At 56.5% G+C, this 16,601-nt stretch carries 14 protein-coding genes and 2 pseudogenes; 9 read left to right on the top strand and 7 right to left on the bottom strand.

Features of this window, described 5'->3' with window-relative positions; translation table 11 throughout:
- Positions 1–96: 96 nt before the first annotated feature.
- The 6 genes and pseudogenes from HII27_RS23375 to hemC all read right to left on the bottom strand — a co-directional run.
- A pseudogene (locus HII27_RS23375) lies at positions 97–276 on the bottom strand (ArsR/SmtB family transcription factor); the annotation flags it as partial.
- 266 nt (positions 277–542) lie between these two features.
- Positions 543–1,430, bottom strand: a pseudogene (locus HII27_RS23370) (sulfatase-like hydrolase/transferase); the annotation flags it as partial.
- A gap of 604 nt (positions 1,431–2,034) precedes the next feature.
- Positions 2,035–3,231, bottom strand: coding sequence for a protoheme IX biogenesis protein HemY (gene hemY / locus HII27_RS23365; RefSeq protein ID WP_185669774.1), 1,197 nt, complete (start codon positions 3,229–3,231; stop codon positions 2,035–2,037).
- Positions 3,232–3,234: 3 nt separating this feature from the next.
- Positions 3,235–4,434, bottom strand: coding sequence for a uroporphyrinogen-III C-methyltransferase (hemX, locus tag HII27_RS23360; RefSeq protein ID WP_185669773.1), 1,200 nt, complete (start codon positions 4,432–4,434; stop codon positions 3,235–3,237).
- A 21-nt stretch (positions 4,435–4,455) separates the two neighbouring features.
- Positions 4,456–5,196 (bottom strand): uroporphyrinogen-III synthase, encoded by a 741-nt coding sequence (gene hemD / locus HII27_RS23355; protein WP_185669772.1) that lies wholly within the window; start codon positions 5,194–5,196, stop codon positions 4,456–4,458.
- Positions 5,193–6,134 carry a hydroxymethylbilane synthase gene (hemC, locus tag HII27_RS23350; protein WP_185669771.1) on the bottom strand — a complete coding sequence of 314 codons (942 nt, stop codon included), beginning with the start codon at positions 6,132–6,134 and terminating at the stop codon, positions 5,193–5,195. Before hemC ends, hemD begins: the two co-directional genes overlap by 4 nt.
- Before the next feature lie 418 nt (positions 6,135–6,552).
- Between hemC and cyaA the strand changes: the two genes are divergently transcribed.
- Positions 6,553–9,099: a class I adenylate cyclase gene (cyaA, locus tag HII27_RS23345; RefSeq protein WP_035896459.1), complete on the top strand. Its 2,547-nt coding sequence runs from the start codon at positions 6,553–6,555 to the stop codon at positions 9,097–9,099.
- Between the two features lie 92 nt (positions 9,100–9,191).
- Here cyaA and cyaY read toward each other — a convergent pair whose 3' ends face one another.
- Positions 9,192–9,512, bottom strand: a complete 321-nt coding sequence (cyaY, locus tag HII27_RS23340) for an iron donor protein CyaY (RefSeq protein ID WP_185669770.1) — start codon at positions 9,510–9,512, stop codon at positions 9,192–9,194.
- 139 nt (positions 9,513–9,651) lie between these two features.
- Here cyaY and lptM point away from each other — a divergent pair, with 139 nt between their 5' ends.
- The 8 genes from lptM (at position 9,652) to corA (ending at position 16,565) form a co-directional block, all read left to right on the top strand.
- A complete protein-coding gene (gene lptM, locus HII27_RS23335; protein ID WP_185669769.1) occupies positions 9,652–9,855 on the top strand; it encodes an LPS translocon maturation chaperone LptM in 204 nt (67 codons plus the stop codon).
- Between the two features lie 35 nt (positions 9,856–9,890).
- Complete coding sequence (dapF, locus tag HII27_RS23330) at positions 9,891–10,715, top strand: diaminopimelate epimerase (protein ID WP_185669777.1); 825 nt, start codon at positions 9,891–9,893, stop codon at positions 10,713–10,715.
- Entirely contained in the window at positions 10,712–11,419 is a 708-nt protein-coding gene (locus HII27_RS23325; protein ID WP_185669768.1) for a DUF484 domain-containing protein, read from the top strand. The genes dapF and HII27_RS23325 overlap by 4 nt, the downstream gene beginning before the upstream one ends.
- Positions 11,416–12,318 carry a tyrosine recombinase XerC gene (gene xerC / locus HII27_RS23320; RefSeq protein WP_185669767.1) on the top strand — a complete coding sequence of 301 codons (903 nt, stop codon included), beginning with the start codon at positions 11,416–11,418 and terminating at the stop codon, positions 12,316–12,318. Before HII27_RS23325 ends, xerC begins: the two co-directional genes overlap by 4 nt.
- Positions 12,318–13,034 (top strand): 5-amino-6-(5-phospho-D-ribitylamino)uracil phosphatase YigB, encoded by a 717-nt coding sequence (gene yigB / locus HII27_RS23315; RefSeq protein ID WP_185669766.1) that lies wholly within the window; start codon positions 12,318–12,320, stop codon positions 13,032–13,034. Before xerC ends, yigB begins: the two co-directional genes overlap by 1 nt.
- A 64-nt stretch (positions 13,035–13,098) precedes the next feature.
- Positions 13,099–15,261 (top strand): DNA helicase II, encoded by a 2,163-nt coding sequence (uvrD, locus tag HII27_RS23310; protein ID WP_185669765.1) that lies wholly within the window; start codon positions 13,099–13,101, stop codon positions 15,259–15,261.
- Between the two features lie 147 nt (positions 15,262–15,408).
- Positions 15,409–15,465 carry a YsgD/CorL family protein gene (ysgD, locus tag HII27_RS27560; RefSeq protein WP_368301982.1) on the top strand — a complete coding sequence of 19 codons (57 nt, stop codon included), beginning with the start codon at positions 15,409–15,411 and terminating at the stop codon, positions 15,463–15,465.
- Positions 15,466–15,614: 149 nt separating this feature from the next.
- Positions 15,615–16,565, top strand: a complete 951-nt coding sequence (gene corA / locus HII27_RS23305; RefSeq protein ID WP_185669764.1) for a magnesium/cobalt transporter CorA — start codon at positions 15,615–15,617, stop codon at positions 16,563–16,565.
- Positions 16,566–16,601 lie beyond the last annotated feature (36 nt).

Genomic DNA, 16,601 nt, shown 5'->3' with positions numbered 1-16,601 from the left:
CGCTGAAAATGCCGGCCTTTGAATGGGTTCATGTGCAGCTCCATCAGCAAAAGGGGATGATAAGTTTATCACCACCGACTATTTGCAACAGTGCCGTCCAGCGGATATCAGCGCTGAAAGATGATGGCTGAGCGTGGAGGCAGGAATCTCAAGGTGCTTCTGCAGTTCGCCAACCGGCAGGCCTTCATGACCCGCCCTGACCAGCTCCCGGTATATGCTGAGACGTGTCGGGTGGCCCAGTTCTCGAAGTGCGTTTGCAGCAGTGTTTAAATCCATAATACCTCCTTTATCTATATTTCCAGAATAATAGAAATATAGCCTGCGTCAATCGTTTCTGCCGTGAGGGTACCGCTTTCCCAATCATGCTCTGTCCGCCAGGTTATGGGGGGCAGAGCCAGAGCACTACCGAAATCCTTGCGAATACCCGTGCAGGGAATAATTTCCGCCCCCTTTATGGCCGGAAAAAAAACTGATAAACGTCGCCTTTTCAGAAGGTTGCTTTCTTAACGTGGTTTTTCGCATGGTTGGACCTCAGACCCCTAGTACAGGAAGAACGGCTTATCGCTTTTGGTCATCTTATTGAGGAACTCAACGCCGTACTGCATCCAGCGCTGGTCCAGATCTTCCATATATTTCGGCGTGATATCGGCGATGGCTTCCTGCTTGCCGCCGCGTACGGCGTGGACATCATCTTTACTGAACGGCAGATTTTTAATGTACTCCGCGCGGTCCGGGCTCAGCGCGACTTCCGGGTTTACATGAACGTCGCGCCATTCGGTGTACATATCCGATACCGAGTTAAAGCCTCGGAAGTCATCAAAGCCGACGTTTTGTGCCTGCGACCCTTCGTTTTCACCCATGTGCCATTTACCGATCGCCTGGGTAACGTACCCTTGATCGTGCAGCAGTTGCGGTAGGGTAGTCAGCCCTTCCAGGCCCCCCGGCATGCCGTACATTGGCGGCATTTGAATACCGTGGTGAACGGAGTACTGCCCGGTCATGATGGTGGCGCGCGTAGGTGAAGAACTTGGCTGTGAATAGGCCGATGTCAGAATAAGCCCCTGGCTGGCGACGGCGTCAATATCCGGCGTTGGGTTGCCAACGGCAATACCGCCGCCGTTAAAGCCGACGTCCATCCAGCCGACGTCATCCAGCACGAAAATAACCACGTTGGGTTTCTTCCCGGTTTTTTTGGCAATATCCGCGAGTTTTTGCTGTGTCTCTTTATTCTGCTCGGGGTGCATCATGACCGGCATCATATTTTTAGCGATGGTAGTCGCCGGTTTTACTAAATATTGATTGGGGTGATCGTAGCCGGCAAAACCTTCTCTGGCTTTGGCTACCGCAGGAGTGTCTGCGGCGTTAGCCAGCGCGGGAAGTGCCGCCAGCACGGCGATCGCCAGTAGCCTTGGGGGGAAAGATAAATCCATTATAATATCTCCATGATTTATATATTTTACTGATTTAATTTATACGCCGCGATTGGGCGTAACTATCTGATGAATAAATAGAGGTGATTCTTTTATTTCAGTGAATATAAAATTGGCCGATGCAGCGCGGGAAATTCTATACCTTATATTTTTACTCTGTAAATATAAGTCCGCTATAGAAAGGGGCAGGATCAAATATTGCGCGCTGTTTTTTTATGAATTGATATAGGGAATGAATATTATCTTATTTATTTTCTCGTTCAGGAGTGTCCTCCCTGAGGATCCTGTGACATAATGCGCCGCGTAGATGCTCATTCCACCTCTTATGTTCGCCTTTGGCCTCATAAACTCGGGAATGACGCAGAGCCGTTTACGGTGCTTATCGTCCACTGACAGATGTCGCTTTTGCCTCATCAGACACCATGGACATTACGTTGAGTGAAGCACCCATTATGTTGTCGAATTAAACCTGTTTAACGCCTGCTCCCAAAAGGAGCGGGCGTTTTTTTATGCCCAAGTTGTAGCCCGGCCAAGCGCAGCGCCGCCGGGGCCGCACAGCGGCCAAAAAAAAGGGGCCATTCGGCCCCTTAACAAATGCTCCGCCTTACGCGGGCGGGTTATTCTGCAACGTCAGCATCAACCCATCACGGCGCATTGCCGCCGCTTCTTCCGGCTGCTTCAGACGATCAAGCGTATCGGCAAGCCACGCGTAGTCGAACGCGTCCGGACGCTGCTTCAGCGCAGCGCGGAACGCCAGGCTCGCTTCCTGCCACTCACCGTGCTTCATCAACGACTGACCCAGCGTACTCCACAACAGCGGGCGATCGCCTACCGTTTTGATCTGCTGGCGCAGCAGTTTTTCCATTTGCTCCGGGTTATTGGTGCGCAGGCGCGGGATCAGCATCACCAGACGATCGTCATACTGGCGCTTCAGCCCATCGATAATGATCTGCTGTGCGGTGTCATGATCGTCACATTCAATCAGGTGATCGGCCATGGCGACCTGCAGGGCCACCTGATGACGGGTTTTACGGCTCTGGTTTTTCCACCAGTTACGCAGCCCTTCGCTGCCCTGATCGGCGCGAGCCTGATCCATCAGACCAATCCACGCCTGCTGTTCCAGCGCTGCACGGTGCGCGTCGTCGCCGACGTGGGCTTTCGCCATGGACGGGATGATATCCAGCAGCGAGCTCCAGGCTCCGGTCTGAATATAGGCCTGCTCTGCCAGACGCAGCACTTCCGGGTGGCGCGGTGCCACTTCCAGTAGCTTATCAATGCCGTGGCGCGCCGCGTGATTCTCGTGGCGTGCCAATTGCAGGCGGACGCGGGTGATTTCGACCGGAATCAGGTCGTTGCCTGCGTTTTCAGCGGCACGCTGAAGGTGCTGATTGGCGCGCGCTTCGTCACCGCGCTGCTGTGCCGCTTCGGCTGCCAGCAGGTAGTTCACCACCGGTTGCTCGGCGTGATCGGCATTTTTCGACATCAGCTTCTCAACCTGCTGATAGTCGCCTTCTGCCAACTTCAACAGCGCCTGTTCCGTCTGCTTACGCGCACGGCGACGCTTACGACCAACAAACCAGCCACGCGTGTGGGCGCTGGTGCGGAAGATACGGCGCAGAATCCACTCCAGGGCGAACAGCGCTACCATTATCAGGATCATGATAATGACTAAACCGGTCACGCTGGTTTCAACGTTATAGTTGTCGGTCTGAATCAGAACATAACCCTGATGGCCAGCGATCATCGGGCCGACCACCACACCGGCAATCAGCAGTGCAAAGAGTAAGAGAACTTTTAGCATCGGTTACTCTCCTTGCGCTGGGGCAGGTGCTGGTGCTGGCTGCACGGGGGCCACAGCGACAGGCTCTGCGGACGTGACGGCAGGCTGCGCCATCAGGTTACGCACACGGGTTTGCATCAGCTTTTCCAGAATCGGCTGGCTTTGCAGCGTTTCCGGGATATCCATGGAGATGCTCTGCTGGCTGAGTTTGTCGATCTCATCAAGGAACGTCTTCGTGGCGGCATCGTCGGTATCGTAGTAAGCGCGTACCCAGGTTGAAACGTTATCCAGCGCCTGCTTGAAGGTTTCATCCTGATGGCGCGGTATCGCCTGAGAGGCGGCAAGCAGTTGGGCGCGGATATTCTCCCGCAGGTAGATATCCTGGTTTGGCGCCAGCAGCGGGACGGCGGTTTCATCGCGACGACGAATGGTAATAAAGCTGTCCATAAAGTTCTGCCAGCTTTTCTGCAGATTTACACGCCATTCGCCGAGCGAGGCCGACAGCTCGCTGCCGTCGTTATCCATCGGCGAATCGTCGGTGTTGTTGTCTGCCAGACGCAGGTTATCCACCTGATTGGCGAGCTGATTAACCTTGAGGATGATACCGTCGTAGTCCACCTGAGAGACGGCGGAGAGGCTGGCAATATCTTCGGTAATGGCGCGACGCGCGGCGATTAAGCTTGGGTCGTTCATATCCGCCAGGCTCGCGTCGGCGCTTTTCAGCAGCGCGGCAGCGGTGGTGACGTCCTGATCGCTCCACAGCTTGCGTCCGGCCAGCTTCACAAGGAAGTCCGACTGGGCCAGCAGCCAGGTTTTCGAGTCAGTACCGGAAATGGCAGCCACTTTCTGCTGCATTTCGTCCAGCTGTTTAGCCATTTCCGCCTGCTGGGTTTTGGCTTCCTGCAGCTGTTCGGCCTGCTGTTTAAGCGTGGTTTCCAGCGCCTCTTTTTGTGCGTCCTGCGTTTTTTGCAGGGCGATAAGCTGATTGGCGAGGGTGTCGCTGGTCTGGGTCTGGTTGACGGCCTGCTGTTTGCCCCAGCCGTACAGGCCAATGCCTGCCGCTAGCGCAATGGCGATAGCAACGGCGCTGAGCGCCAGACTGGTTTTCCCGCCGTTATTTTTCTTCTCAGCATTTTCCGGCTTACGAGCGTCGGGCTGCGGTGAGGTTTTCACCGCATCTTCGGACTCTTCAACCACGGCGGAGTTTTCTTTTTGTTCCGTCATTATGGCTTCCAATTTTGAGAGTTATTGTAGTGCGCGCAGCAGCGCATCGTTGTCTGCGCCATCGGCAACCTGAATATCCTGCCAGCCCAACTCCTGGGCCAGTTTTGCAATACGCTCACTCACCACCAGTAGCCGACAGGTGAGCAGCCAGCGCTCCCGGTACCAGAGGGGAATCAGCGTCCAGAGTTGTTGCAGCATTTCGCCGCTGGTCACCACGAGGGTGTTGACCTCTCGCGACTGCCAGCGCATAGCCTCTTCGGCGCCGTCATAGTGGATAGCGCTGCGCTGGTAGCATTCGCAAAGGGTGACATCGGCGCCGCGTGCGCTCAGCGTTTCGGCCAGCAGTTCACGCCCGCCGTTGCCGCGCAGAATCAGCGCCTTCTTTCCCGCAATAGTTTGCAATTCAGGTAATTGTAGCAACACTTCGCTGATTTCCCGATCTAATGGATAGCGAACATCAAGGCCGCTCGCCTGATGTAGCGCCAGCGCCGTAGTACGGCCAATCGCAAAATAACGGGGAGAAGTGGGCCAGCTAACGCGCTGCTGCTGAAGCTGCGCGTGGGCGAAGCTGACCGCGTGCTGCGACAGAACAAACGCTAAATCGCCTTCGCGCAGTGCGCCAAGCGCCGGTATCAGCGCGTTCAGCTCGCGTCCGGGCGTAAATTCTATCAGCGGGAAATTCCAGGCTACTCGCCCCAGCGCGCGCAAACGGCTGACTAACTCTTCACCTTGCGGGGAGGGGCGGGTAACCAGAATGGTCATACGGCGGCATCTCCGTCGTAAACGGCGGCAAGGATTGCCCGCGCGCCGTTGTCCAGCAGTTCGTCGGCAAGTTCAATGCCCATGCGCTCGGCATCTTCCGGCTTGCCGCGGCGTTCACCGCACACCATCTCACTGCCATCCGGCGCGCCAACCAGCGCGCGCAGCCACAGTTCGCCGTCGTTCAGCTCAGCGTAGCTGCCGATAGGCACCTGGCAGCCACCTTCCAGACGCGTGTTCATGGCGCGCTCGGCGCGAACGCGAATGGCGGTGTCGTCGTGGTTTAATGGTGCGAGCAGGGCGCGGGTCTGTTCATCGTCCAGACGGCACTCAATGCCGACGGCACCCTGGCCGACCGCCGGGAGCGACTCTTCCGGTGACATCGGCTGGCGAATACGGTCATTCAGTTCAAGGCGTTTTAGCCCCGCGACTGCCAGAATAATGGCATCGTAGTCACCGTTATCGAGCTTGCTCAGACGCGTGCCGACGTTGCCGCGCAGCGAGCGGATCACCAGATCCGGGCGACGCTTGGCCAACTGGCACTGGCGGCGCAGGCTGGAGGTACCGACGATGCTACCTGCCGGGAGGTCGTCCATGCAGGCGTAATGATTGGAGACGAAGGCATCGCGCGGGTCGTCACGTTCGCAGATAGTCACCAGCCCAAGCCCTTCCGGGAACTCTACCGGGACATCTTTCATCGAGTGGACGGCGATGTCCGCACGGTTTTCAAGCAGCGCAAGCTCAAGCTCTTTGACGAAAAGCCCTTTACCGCCCACTTTTGCCAGCGGCGTATCGAGGATGATGTCCCCTCGCGTGACCATCGGCACGAGCGTCACCGTAAGCCCAGGATGGCAGGCCATCAGGCGTTCTTGTACATAGTGCGCTTGCCAGAGAGCGAGCGGACTTTGGCGTGTGGCAATTCTCAAAACTTTGTCTAACATGCTTGTTACCGTCGTTATCATCCATTGACCATCCTAACATTGTTGCCCTAATGATGTTAGTTTTCACGGTCTTCGTAAAAATTCTTGCTGGGAATTAAGGGGTATGCACGAAGCGTGCCTTGAGAGTCAGTAAAGGTAAGCATAAACGGGGTTGTGTTTACCGTTCATTACTGGCACTGTCTTGATCGTATGCCGGGGTTTACAGCAGCATTCAATGCTACACTTGTTGTAGTGCAACATTCTTTACGGTCAACCGGCAAGGTGTTAAATTGATCACGTTTTAAACCATTTTTTGTCCAAAATTCGATAATCACAACGGCGGACAATAAAACGGTAACGGTTCTTCTTGTTGAAATATTAAAACCTCCGTACCGCTCTGACAGGATACGTCGAGGTTTTGAACATCAGGCGATATGTCTTGTACCTCTATATTGAGACACTGAAACAGAGACTGGATGCCATCAACCAACTGCGTGTGGATCGCGCGCTTGCAGCCATGGGACCTGCTTTCCAGCAGGTTTACAGTCTACTGCCGACATTATTACATTATCATCATCCGCTGATGCCGGGTTACCTCGACGGTAACGTTCCCAAGGGCATCTGCCTCTACACGCCTGATGAAACCCAACGCCACTATCTTGATGAGCTCGAACTGCATCGCGGTATGCCGCCGCAGACCTCCGCAAAAGGTGAACTGCCGATTACCGGCGTCTACTCGATGGGGAGTACCTCATCGGTAGGGCAGAGCTGCTCTTCCGACCTGGACATCTGGGTCTGTCACCAGTCGTGGCTCGATAATGATGAACGCCAATTGTTACAGCGCAAATGCAGCCTGCTGGAAAGCTGGGCGGCATCGCTGGGCGTTGAAGTCAGCTTCTTCCTGATCGACGAAAACCGCTTCCGTCATAATGAAAGCGGCAGCCTCGGTGGCGAAGACTGTGGTTCAACGCAGCACATTTTACTGCTCGACGAATTTTACCGCACGGCGGTCCGCCTGGCGGGCAAACGTATTCTGTGGAATATGGTGCCGGGCGAAGAAGAAGATCATTACGACGATTACGTGATGACCCTTTACGCCCAGGGCGTACTGACGCCGAACGAATGGCTCGACCTCGGTGGATTGAGCTCGCTCTCCGCCGAAGAGTACTTCGGTGCCAGCCTGTGGCAGCTCTATAAGAGCATCGACTCACCGTATAAAGCGGTGCTGAAAACCCTGCTGCTGGAAGCCTATTCCTGGGAATACCCGAATACGCACCTGCTGGCGAAAGATATTAAACAGCGCCTGCACGACGGCGAGATCGTCTCCTTCGGTCTTGATGCCTACTGCATGATGCTGGAGCGCGTGACCGAGTACCTGAAGGCGATTGAAGATGAAACCCGCCTCGACCTCGTGCGCCGCTGCTTTTATCTGAAGGTGTGCGAAAAGCTCAGCCGTGAACGCGCCTGCGTTGGCTGGCGTCGCGAAGTCGTTGGCCAGCTGGTGAAAGAGTGGGGCTGGAGCGAAGAGCGTCTGGCGATGCTTGATAACCGCGCCAACTGGAAAATCGATCAGGTGCGTGAAGCGCACAACGAACTGCTCGACGCGATGATGCAGAGCTACCGTAACCTGATTCGCTTCGCTCGTCGTAACAACCTGAGCGTTTCCGCTAGCCCGCAGGACATCGGTGTGCTGACGCGTAAGCTGTACGCCGCGTTTGAAGCGCTGCCGGGTAAGGTGACGCTGGTGAACCCGCAGATCTCTCCGGACCTGTCCGAACCGAATCTGACCTTTATCTATGTTCCGCCGGGACGTGCCAACCGTACGGGTTGGTACCTCTACAACCGTGCGCCGAACATGGAATCTATCGTCAGCCATCAGCCGCTGGAATATAACCGCTATTTGAATAAGCTGGTGGCCTGGGCCTGGTTTAACGGCCTGCTGACCTCGCGTACGCGCCTGTTTATCAAGGGCAACGGTATTGTCGATCTGGCCAAACTGCAGGAGATGGTTGCTGACGTGTCGCACCACTTCCCGCTGCGTCTGCCTGCACCAACGCCGAAAGCGCTCTACAGCCCGTGCGAAATTCGCCATCTGGCGATTATTGTTAACCTCGAATATGACCCGACGGCGGCCTTCCGCAATCAGGTGGTGCATTTTGATTTCCGCAAGCTCGATACCTTCAGCTTCGGCGAAGATCAGAAATGCCTGGTCGGCAGCGTCGACCTGCTGTACCGCAACTCGTGGAACGAAGTGCGTACGCTGCACTTCAACGGCGAGCAGGCGATGATCGAAGCGCTGAAAACCATCCTCGGTAAAATGCACCAGGATGCCGCGCCGCCGGACAGCGTCGAAGTGTTCTGTTATAGCCAACACCTGCGCGGTTTAATCCGTACTCGCGTACAGCAACTGGTGTCGGAATGTATCGAACTGCGCCTTTCCAGCACCCGTCAGGAAACCGGGCGCTTTAAAGCGCTGCGCGTCTCCGGGCAGACCTGGGGCCTGTTCTTTGAACGTCTGAACGTGTCGGTGCAGAAGCTGGAAAACGCCATTGAGTTCTACGGCGCGATTTCGCATAACAAGCTGCACGGGCTATCCGTCCAGGTTGAGACTAACCATGTTGAGCTACCGCAGGTGGTCGATGGTTTTGCCAGTGAAGGGATTATTCAGTTCTTCTTCGAAGAGTCGGGCGAAGATCAGGGCTTTAATATCTATATTCTTGACGAGAGCAACCGCGCAGAAGTGTATCACCATTGCGAAGGCAGCAAAGAAGAGCTGGTGCGTGACGTCAGCCGCTTCTACTCATCGTCACACGATCGCTTCACCTACGGCTCAAGCTTTATCAACTTCAACCTGCCGCAGTTCTACCAGATTGTGAAGGTAGATGGTCGCGCGCAGGTGATCCCGTTCCGCAGCCAGGCCATCGTGCCGCCGCCGTCCAATCAGGACAATAACAACGCACCGTTGTTGCAGCAGTATTTCTCTTAAAACCCCGGCGTCGCTTCGCTCGTCCGGGCTACCGTTATGATCCGTAGCCCGGACGAGGTGTTTACGCCGACTCCGGGGATCGTGCAGAGTGCTTAGCGGAAGCTAACCTCTTCACCCGCCTGCTGTGTTGCCGCCTGCTCTAACAGATCCCAGAAGGTTTCGCCGCTGCGGTCGCAAATCCACTCATCACCCTTCAGGTCAAAATGGTAGCCGCCCTGTTTGGTCGCCAACCACACCTGGTGCAATGGCTCCTGGCGGTTAATAATAATTTTGCTGCCATTTTCAAAGCTGATGGTCAGCACGCCGCCGTTGATCTCGCAGTCGATATCGCTATCGCCGTCCCAGTCGTCCAGACGTTCTTCGATGGTCAGCCACAGGGTATCGGTGAGGCGATGAAATTCACTGTCGTTCATTGTTGTTTCCCGTTATTTAGTGATGGCGGCAGTATAGCGTGAAACAAATCACGTTGCAGTCAGGTGCTTAACGCTTGCTTTTGCGCCTTCTCCTGCGATGATAGAAAATAGAAAGCATTGAACTACAGGCATCTTAAGAATGAATAAGATTTTTCGACCGCTGGCAGTGTTACTTGCATTATCTAGCCTTGCAGGCTGCGGCCTGAAGGGCCCACTCTATTTTCCTCCGGCTGATAAAACGGCAGCTCCGCCGACGCAACCCGTCACTCCTCCGATTCAGAGCAGTTCTCCGGATCGTAACGACCGTGGTGATAACGGCGGCCCGACGCAGGTTAATTACTAATATTACCGTTCTGTTCCGCGCAACTGGAGTAGATGATGCAGTTCTCTAAAATGCATGGCCTCGGCAACGATTTCATGGTCGTCGACGCGGTAACGCAGAATGTCTTTTTCTCGCCCGAGCTTATCCGCCGACTGGCGGACAGGCATCTTGGCGTGGGTTTCGATCAACTGCTGGTCGTGGAACCGCCTTACGACCCCGATCTGGATTTTCACTACCGCATCTTCAATGCCGACGGCAGCGAAGTCTCCCAGTGCGGTAACGGTGCCCGCTGCTTCGCCCGCTTTGTGCGCCTGAAAGGGTTGACCAACAAGCGCGATATCCGCGTGAGCACCGCCAATGGCCGTATGGTCTTAAGCGTGACCGACGACGAGCTGGTTCGCGTGAATATGGGCGAGCCGAACTTTGAACCGTCTCAGGTGCCGTTTCGCGCTAACAAAGCGGAAAAGACCTATATCATGCGCGCCTCTGAGCAGACAGTATTGTGCGGCGTGGTCTCCATGGGGAACCCACACTGCGTGATTCAGGTCGATGATGTCGACACCGCCGCGGTAGAAACGCTTGGCCCGGTGATGGAAAGTCATGAACGTTTCCCAGAACGCGCTAACATTGGTTTTATGCAGGTAGTGAAGCGGGACCACATCCGTCTGCGCGTTTACGAACGCGGTGCGGGTGAAACTCAGGCTTGCGGCAGCGGCGCATGTGCGGCGGTTGCCGTCGGCATCCAGCAGGGCTTGCTGGCGGAAGAGGTGCGCGTGGAACTGCCGGGCGGGCGACTTGATATCGCCTGGAAAGGCCCGGGCCAACCGTTGTTTATGACTGGCCCGGCGGCACATGTCTATGACGGATTTATTCACTTATGAAACACGTCGGGGAAGAACAGCAGGACGCTCTCACTACGCTGAATGACGGCGCGGTCGTGGATTATCTGTTGCAACATCCTGAATTCTTTATTCGTAATGCCGCAGTGGTTGAGCAAATGCGCGTCCCGCACCCGGTGCGGGGCATGGTCTCTCTGGTGGAGTGGCACATGGCGCGTTCGCGCAACTACATTGCCATGCTGGAAGAGAACATGAGCCAGCTTATGGAACAGGCGACGGCGAACGAAAGCCTGTTTTACCGCCTGTTGCATCTACAAAACCGGCTGGCCTGCGCGGAAAGTCTGGACGATCTCCTGCTGCGCTTCCATCGCTGGGCGCGTGAGCTGGGGCTGGCAGGCGCATCGCTGCGGCTGTTCTCCGACCGCTGGCGTCTTGGCGCACCTTCCAGACATACCGATCTGGTGCTCTCCCGTCAGGCTTTTGAGCCGCTGCGCATTCAGCGCTTAGGTCAGGCCAATCACTATCTTGGCCCCCTTAACGGCCCTGAACTGCTGCTGGTGCTTCCTGAGGCGAAAGCCGTAGGGTCGGTGGCGATGTCGATGATGGGCAGCGATGGCGATTTAGGCGTGATCCTCTTTAGCAGCCGCGACCCGCACCACTATCAGCCGGGGCAGGGCACACAGCTGCTGCAGGAAATCGCCCTGATGCTGCCGGGCCTGCTGGAACGCTGGATCGAGCGCGTATGACCGGTACCGGGCTAGGGCCAGCCGTTACCCGCTTTCTGCGCTATCTGGGCGTAGAGCGCCAGCTTAGCCCCATCACGCTCCTCAACTATCAGCGTCAGCTTGATGCCATTATTGAACTGGTCGAAGGGATGGGCCTGCAGAATTGGCAACAATGTGATGCTGCGATGGTGCGCAGCGTGGCGACCCGCAGCCGCCGCAAAGGGCTGGGTGCCGCCAGTCTGGCGTTACGCCTGTCGGCGCTGCGCAGCTTCTTTGACTGGATGGTGAGTCAGGGCGAGCTTCCGGCTAACCCGGCAAAAGGTATCGCCGCGCCGAAAGCGCCGCGCCATCTGCCAAAAAATATCGACGTTGATGACGTTAACCGTCTGCTGGATATCGATCTCAATGACCCGCTGGCGGTGCGCGATCGCGCCATGCTGGAGGTGATGTACGGCGCGGGGCTACGTCTTTCTGAACTGGTGAATCTGGATATTAAACATCTGGATCTCGATACCGGTGAAGTGTGGGTGATGGGGAAAGGCAGCAAAGAGCGTCGCCTGCCGATTGGCCGCAATGCCGTGGCGTGGATTGAGCACTGGCTCGACCTGCGTGGACTGTTCGGCAGCGACGAGGATGCGCTGTTTCTCTCGAAGCTTGGCAAACGGATTTCGGCGCGAAATGTGCAAAAGCGCTTTGCCGAATGGGGTATCAAGCAGGGGCTGAATAGCCACGTGAACCCTCACAAGCTGCGCCACTCGTTTGCTACCCATATGCTCGAGTCGAGCGGTGACCTGCGCGGTGTGCAGGAACTACTGGGCCACGCCAACCTGTCGACCACCCAAATCTATACCCACCTTGATTTTCAACACCTTGCCTCGGTGTACGATGCGGCGCATCCGCGCGCCAAACGGGAGAAATAATGCGTTTTTATCGGCCGTTGGGCGCTATCGCTGCGCTGACGTTTGACCTTGATGACACCCTTTACGATAACCGCCCGGTGATTGACCGAACGATGCAGGAGTCGCTGACCTTTGTGCGCGGCTACCATCCGGCGCTGGCGAACTTCGATGCTCGTACGCTGCAGCAGTGGCGTGATGCGTTGTTAAAGACGGAGCCAGAAATTTACCACGACGTCACCGAGTGGCGCTGGCGCGCGCTGGAGTCTGGTATGCGTCAGCTTGGGCTGACGGTTCAGGAAGCCAAAGCGGGTGCCGATGCGGCGATGGCGAATTTCGCCCAGTGGCGTAGCCGGATTGATGTGCCGCAGGAAACCCACGACACGCTGGCGAAACTGGGCCAAAAATGGCCGCTGGTGGCGATCACCAACGGTAACGCTCAGCCGGAGTTGTTCGGCCTGAGCGACTACTTCCAGTTCGTGCTGCGCGCCGGCCCGGACGGGCGCTCGAAGCCGTTTGCCGATATGTACCATCTGGCGGCCGACAAGCTCAACGTACCGCTCGGCGAGATTCTGCACGTGGGCGATGACCTGACCACCGACGTGGCAGGCGCGATTCGCTGCGGCATGCAGGCCTGCTGGGTCAAACCGGAAAATGCCGACCTGATGCAAACTGCAGACTGCCGTTTGTTGCCGCATGTCGAGATTTCCCGGTTGGCATCTCTGACCTCGCTGATATAATCGTAAGCAACTCTGTATAAATTCCCAGGGGTCCCACTGGGCCCTGTTGATTCCGGCGGTGCCAATGGACGTTTCTTACCTGCTCGACAGCCTCAACGATAAACAGCGCGAAGCCGTCGCGGCGGAGCGGACCAATATGCTGGTGCTCGCCGGGGCAGGCAGCGGCAAAACGCGCGTGCTGGTGCACCGTATTGCCTGGCTGCAAAGCGTCGAAAACTGCTCGCCGTACTCCATCATGGCGGTCACCTTTACCAACAAAGCGGCGGCGGAGATGCGCCACCGTATCGCTGAGCTGATGGGCACGTCGCAGGGCGGCATGTGGGTCGGGACCTTCCACGGGTTGGCGCACCGTTTGCTGCGTGCGCACCACCTGGACGCCAATCTGCCGCAGGATTTCCAGATCCTCGATAGCGAAGACCAGCTGCGCCTGCTGAAGCGCCTGATCAAGGCGATGAACCTCGACGAGAAACAGTGGCCGCCGCGCCAGGCAATGTGGTTTATCAACAGCCAGAAAGATGAAGGGCTGCGCCCTCACCATCTGCAAAGCTACGGTAACCCGGTTGAGCAGACCTGGCAGAAGGTCTACCAAGCCTACCAGGAAGCGTGTGACCGCGCGGGGCTGGTGGACTTCGCCGAGCTGCTGCTGCGCGCTCATGAGCTGTGGCTCAACAAACCGCATATCCTTCAGCACTATCGTGAACGTTTTACCAATATCCTGGTGGACGAATTCCAGGATACCAACAACATTCAGTACGCCTGGATCCGCCTGCTGGCGGGTGACACTGGCAAGGTGATGATCGTGGGCGATGACGACCAGTCGATCTACGGCTGGCGCGGGGCGCAGGTGGAGAACATCCAGCGCTTCCTCAACGATTTCCCCGGTGCAGAAACCATCCGTCTGGAGCAGAACTACCGTTCAACCAGCAATATCCTCAGCGCCGCGAACGCCCTGATTGAAAACAACAACGGGCGCCTGGGCAAAAAGCTGTGGACCGACGGCGCCGACGGCGAACCGATTTCACTCTACTGCGCGTTTAACGAACTCGATGAAGCGCGCTTTGTGGTGAACCGCATCAAGACCTGGCAGGACAACGGCGGCGCGCTGACGCAATGCGCCATCCTCTACCGCAGCAACGCCCAATCACGCGTGCTGGAAGAGGCGCTGCTGCAGGCCAGCATGCCGTACCGAATCTACGGCGGTATGCGCTTCTTCGAACGTCAGGAAATCAAAGACGCGCTCTCCTATCTGCGCCTGATAGCTAACCGTAATGACGACGCCGCGTTTGAGCGCGTGGTGAACACGCCAACCCGCGGCATCGGCGATCGCACGCTGGACGTGGTACGCCAGACCTCGCGTGACCGTCAACTGACGCTGTGGCAGGCCTGCCGTGAGCTGCTGCAGGAGAAAGCCCTTGCCGGTCGTGCGGCAAGCGCGCTGCAACGCTTTATGGAGCTGATTGACGCACTGGCGCAGGAAACGGCCGATATGCCGCTGCACGTGCAGACCGACCGTGTGGTGAAAGACTCTGGCCTGCGCATGATGTACGAGCAGGAAAAAGGCGAGAAGGGCCAGACGCGAATCGAGAACTTAGACGAACTGGTCACGGCAACGCGCCAGTTCAGCTACAACGAAGAAGATGAAGATTTAATGCCGCTGCAGGCGTTCCTCTCCCACGCGGCGCTGGAAGCCGGGGAAGGCCAGGCAGATACCTGGCAGGACGCGGTGCAGTTGATGACCCTGCACTCGGCGAAAGGCCTGGAATTCCCGCAGGTGTTTATCGTCGGCATGGAAGAGGGGATGTTCCCAAGCCAGATGTCGCTGGATGAAGGCGGGCGTCTGGAAGAAGAGCGCCGCCTGGCCTACGTCGGCGTCACCCGTGCAATGCAGAAGCTAACGCTGACCTACGCCGAAACCCGTCGCCTGTACGGCAAAGAGGTTTACCATCGCCCGTCGCGCTTTATCGGCGAGCTGCCGGAAGCCTGTGTCGAAGAGGTTCGTCTGCGCGCGACGGTCAGTCGCCCGGTCAGCCATCAGCGAATGGGCACGCCAATGGCGGAGAACGACACCGGCTATAAGCTTGGCCAGCGTGTACGCCATGCTAAGTTTGGTGAAGGCACCATCGTCAACCTGGAAGGCAGCGGTGAACATAGCCGACTGCAGGTCGCTTTCCAGGGGCAAGGAATTAAATGGCTGGTGGCCGCTTACGCCAGGTTAGAAAACGTATAACATTCAGAAAAACATAACATTTTTGTCACCTTCTGCTAGCCTTAATAAAGAGAAGGTAATTAATCTAACTTAGCGTTTCGTTGCGTGTTGACGGCGTTTTTTTGCTGGCGTAACATGCGCGCACGATTACGCTAAGAGGACAAAGCCTTGGACACACCCAGTAGATGCTGGCTCACCTTCCTGTCATTCAGGAACAACTCCTAAGGCTATCCTCTTATGCTGATAGCCTTAGCGGTTGTCAGCGACTCGTATTTCCCGTCGCATTGAGTCAGGCTGTTTAATGGTCTGAAACCCCTGTAGTTTCTGTGTGCCCACCGGCTGTCCGATAATTTTTTGCATTGGGAGTCCCGGTCATGCTGAGCGCATTTCAACTGGAAAACAATCGTTTAACGCGTCTTGAGGCGGATGAGATCGATCATCTTGCCAGCTCGGTTTGGGTGGATTTAGTCGAGCCAGATGACGACGAACGAAACCGTGTGCAAAAGGATTTGGGCCAGAACCTGGCCACGCGCCCTGAACTGGAAGACATCGAAGCATCCGCACGTTTTTTTGAAGACGAAGACGGCCTGCACATTCACTCCTTCTTCTTTTATGAAGATGCGGACGATCACGCAGGTAACTCCACCGTCGCATTCACCATCCGCGAAGGGCGTTTGTTCACCCTGCGTGAGCGTGAGCTGCCGGCATTTCGCCTCTACCGCATGCGTGCGCGTAACCAGGCGATGGCGGACGGTAACGCCTACGAACTGCTGCTCGACCTGTTCGAAACCAAGATCGAACAGCTGGCGGACGAAATCGAAAACATCTATAGCGACCTCGAAAAGCTAAGCCGCGTCATTATGGAAGGGCATCAGGGCGATGAGTACGACGAAGCGCTCTCGACGCTAGCGGAACTGGAAGATATCGGCTGGAAGGTTCGCCTGTGTCTGATGGATACCCAACGCGCGCTGAACTTCCTCGTGCGTAAGGCGCGTCTGCCGGCAGGCCAGCTGGAGCAGGCACGGGAGATTCTGCGAGATATCGAATCCCTGTTGCCGCACAACGAATCGCTGTTCCAGAAGGTTAACTTCCTGATGCAGGCGGCGATGGGCTTTATCAACATCGAGCAGAACCGCATTATCAAGATCTTCTCGGTGGTCTCCGTGGTCTTCCTGCCGCCGACGCTGGTGGCCTCCAGTTACGGGATGAACTTTGAGTTTATGCCGGAGCTGAAGTGGAGCTTTGGTTACCCTGGCGCGATTATCTTTATGATTCTGGCCGGGCTTGCGCCGTACCTGTACTTTAAGCGCAAGAACTGGCTGTAATAGCCGTGCCGGATGGCGCTTCGCCATCCGGCAATC

It is taken from the genome of Kluyvera sichuanensis, assembly GCF_014218705.1.
Lineage (GTDB): Bacteria > Pseudomonadota > Gammaproteobacteria > Enterobacterales > Enterobacteriaceae > Kluyvera > Kluyvera sichuanensis.
Note: the sequence above shows the minus strand (reverse complement) of the source record. Positions and strands in the feature narration are given on the sequence as shown.

Excerpts from the sequence above, each read along its gene's own strand:
- hemY (WP_185669774.1), bottom strand. The coding sequence starts at position 3,231 with ATGCTAAAAGTTCTCTTACTCTTTGCACTGCTGATTGCCGGTGTGGTG.
- hemX (WP_185669773.1), bottom strand. The coding sequence starts at position 4,434 with ATGACGGAACAAAAAGAAAACTCCGCCGTGGTTGAAGAGTCCGAAGAT.
- hemD (WP_185669772.1), bottom strand. The coding sequence starts at position 5,196 with ATGACCATTCTGGTTACCCGCCCCTCCCCGCAAGGTGAAGAGTTAGTC.
- hemC (WP_185669771.1), bottom strand. The coding sequence starts at position 6,134 with ATGTTAGACAAAGTTTTGAGAATTGCCACACGCCAAAGTCCGCTCGCT.
- cyaY (WP_185669770.1), bottom strand. The coding sequence starts at position 9,512 with ATGAACGACAGTGAATTTCATCGCCTCACCGATACCCTGTGGCTGACC.
- lptM (WP_185669769.1), top strand. The coding sequence starts at position 9,652 with ATGAATAAGATTTTTCGACCGCTGGCAGTGTTACTTGCATTATCTAGC.
- dapF (WP_185669777.1), top strand. The coding sequence starts at position 9,891 with ATGCAGTTCTCTAAAATGCATGGCCTCGGCAACGATTTCATGGTCGTC.
- HII27_RS23325 (WP_185669768.1), top strand. The coding sequence starts at position 10,712 with ATGAAACACGTCGGGGAAGAACAGCAGGACGCTCTCACTACGCTGAAT.
- xerC (WP_185669767.1), top strand. The coding sequence starts at position 11,416 with ATGACCGGTACCGGGCTAGGGCCAGCCGTTACCCGCTTTCTGCGCTAT.
- yigB (WP_185669766.1), top strand. The coding sequence starts at position 12,318 with ATGCGTTTTTATCGGCCGTTGGGCGCTATCGCTGCGCTGACGTTTGAC.
- uvrD (WP_185669765.1), top strand. The coding sequence starts at position 13,099 with ATGGACGTTTCTTACCTGCTCGACAGCCTCAACGATAAACAGCGCGAA.
- corA (WP_185669764.1), top strand. The coding sequence starts at position 15,615 with ATGCTGAGCGCATTTCAACTGGAAAACAATCGTTTAACGCGTCTTGAG.